Here is a 2432-nt window from a genome sequence, read left to right as displayed (position 1 = left end):
GTAAACGCTGTCGCCGCCCCACATTGCCGACGGGATCAGCCATTGCGAGTTGATACGCATCCAAAGAGAAGGAGTGCGTTTCGCAATGTTCGCAAAGAGTTCGTTTCTCACGGCGCTTGGTGTTGAAGTCTTCGCTTCTGGCCAGAGGCGTTGGCCGGATCACGTTAAGGCGCAGGCGGTGGCCGAGACGCTGGAGCCCGGGGCGACGGTGTCGGGTGTCGCGGCGCGTTACGAGATCATGCCGAGTCAGCTGACGGCGTGGCGGCGGCTGGCCAAGGAGGGCAAGCTCGTCTTGCCCGCGGTGGAGGTCAACGAAGCTGTCTTCGCACCTCTGGTGGTCTGCGACGAGATCACGGCGGCCTCTGAGGCTGAACCGCCAAGCGCCGGGACGCCGATCAGGATTGTGCGGGGTACGGTCATCATCGAACTCGCGAAGGATGCGCCCGCCGCCCGGATCGCCGAGATCGTCCACGCCTTGGAGGCGCATCCATGTTGATGCCCTCGCAGGGTGTGCGGATCCTGGTGGCGACGAAGCCGGTCGACTTCCGCAAAGGCCATGATGGCCTCGCGGCGCTGGTGCAGTCGATGCTGGCCGAGGACCCGTTCACTGGCACGGTCTTCGTGTTCCGCTCGAAGCGCGCCGACCGGTTGAAGATCCTGTTCTGGGACGGCAGTGGTTTGGTCATGGCCTACAAGCGGCTTGAGGAAAGCACATTCACCTGGCCTTCGATCCGTGACGGGGCCATGACCCTGAACCGCGCACAGTTCGAGGCCATGTTCGCCGGCCTGGACTGGCGCCGGGTACGGTCACTGGAGGTCCGCCGTCCGGCTGTGGCAGAGTGACTCACCGCGCTGAATAGCCGGACATCGGCACCCCGGGCGCAGTATCATCCGCCCATGTCCAGCGCCCCGCCCATCGACCTGTCCGCGATCCCCGAGAGCCAGCGCACCGCCGTGCTGGCGCTGTTGCAGGAGAACGGCGCGCTGAAGGACGCCAACCGGCGGCTGGAGCATCTCGTCGCTGAACTGAACCATGTCGTGCATGGCAAACGCTCCGAGAAGCTGAGCGAGGACGACCGGCAACTGGCCTTCGAAGACCTGGAAACAGCCGTCGCCGAGGTCGAGACCCGCAAGGAGCAGGCCGCGCCGTCTACCACGACGCCGCGCCGGACGCGTCAGCGCAACCTTGGCCATTTGCCCGCGGGCTTGCCGCGTATCGAACGGGTCCTCGAGCCGGCCAGCTTCGATTGCCCCTGCGGTTGCGGCCGGATGCACCGGATCGGCGAGGACCGCACCGAGCGCCTGGACATCGTGCCTGCGCAGCTCCGCGTGCTGGTCGACATCCGGCCGAAGTATGCCTGCCGCATCTGTTCGGATGGCGTCACTCAGGCACCTGCCGCGCCCTGGCTGATTGAAGGCGGTCTTCCAACTGAGGGTGCCATTGCACATGTGTTGGTCTCGAAGTTCGCGGACCACCTGCCATTTTACAGGCAGAGCCAGATCCTGGCGCGCTCCGGCATCCAGGTCGACCGCAGCACACTGGCGGACTGGGCCGGCACTGCAGCCTTCCATCTTGGCCCCGTGGTCGATCGGCTAACCGAGCATCTCAAGTCCTCGGGCAAACTGTTCATGGACGAGACCACGGCCCCGGTGCTGGATCCAGGCCGAGGGCGAACCAAGACGGGATACTTCTGGGCGCTTGCCCGAGATGACCGCGGATGGGGCGGAGAAGACCCGCCCGGTGTCGTGTTCACCTACCATCCCAGCCGCGCCGGGGCGCATGCAGAGCAGATCCTCCAGGGCTTCGACGGCACCCTCCAGCTCGACGGCTACACCGGTTACGACCGCCTCACACGCACGTCCCGCAAGGGCGGCGCGCCGATCACGGTTGCCCACTGCTGGGCACACGCTCGCCGCAAGCTGAAGGAAGTCTTCGACCGGGATGGATCCGAGATCGCTGCCGAGGGGCTGCGCCGCATTGCCGAGCTCTACCGCATCGAGGCCGAGATCCGCGGCATGGGCTCAGGCCAACGCCTGTCGGCCCGCCAGACCCGCAGCGTGCCCCTCGTGGCCGAGTTCGGTGATTGGCTGCAGGCACAGCGCCTGCGTATCTCGGCCAAGTCGCGCCTGGGCGAAAAGCTGACCTACATCCATCGCCAGTGGCGCGGCCTGCAGACCTTCCTTCACGACGGCCGCGTCGAGATCGACTCCAATGCCGTCGAGAACCTGATCCGCCCGATTGCGCTCACGCGGAAGAATGCTCTCTTCGCCGGCCACGACGAGGGTGGCCGCACCTGGGCCCACATCGCCTCCCTGACCGCCACCGCGAAGATCAACGGCGTCGAGCCCTTCGCCTACATCAAGGCGACCCTCGAAGCCATCGCCGCCGGTCACCCCGCCAGCAGGATCGACGAGCTCCTGCCATGGAACTT

The 2432-nt window shown here is 66.1% G+C and carries 3 protein-coding genes; all 3 read left to right on the top strand.

Translation table 11 applies throughout. From position 1 onward, the window contains the following. The first annotated feature begins 85 nt into the window (after positions 1 to 85). Positions 86 to 496, top strand: a complete 411-nt coding sequence (gene tnpA / locus ACXAJT_RS27515; protein ID WP_076623780.1) for an IS66-like element accessory protein TnpA — start codon at positions 86 to 88, stop codon at positions 494 to 496. Beyond that, positions 490 to 843, top strand: a complete 354-nt coding sequence (tnpB, locus tag ACXAJT_RS27510) for an IS66 family insertion sequence element accessory protein TnpB (protein ID WP_076623781.1) — start codon at positions 490 to 492, stop codon at positions 841 to 843. The genes tnpA and tnpB overlap by 7 nt, the downstream gene beginning before the upstream one ends. 54 nt (positions 844 to 897) lie before the next feature. After that, positions 898 to 2432, top strand: a 1535-nt coding sequence (tnpC, locus tag ACXAJT_RS27505; protein ID WP_475242181.1) for an IS66 family transposase, incomplete at its 3' end; no start/stop codon positions are given.

Source organism: Salipiger sp. ABF4_146, from assembly GCF_056161345.1.
The sequence above is the reverse complement of the archived record's forward strand: the minus strand, read 5'-3'. Positions and strand labels throughout refer to the sequence as shown.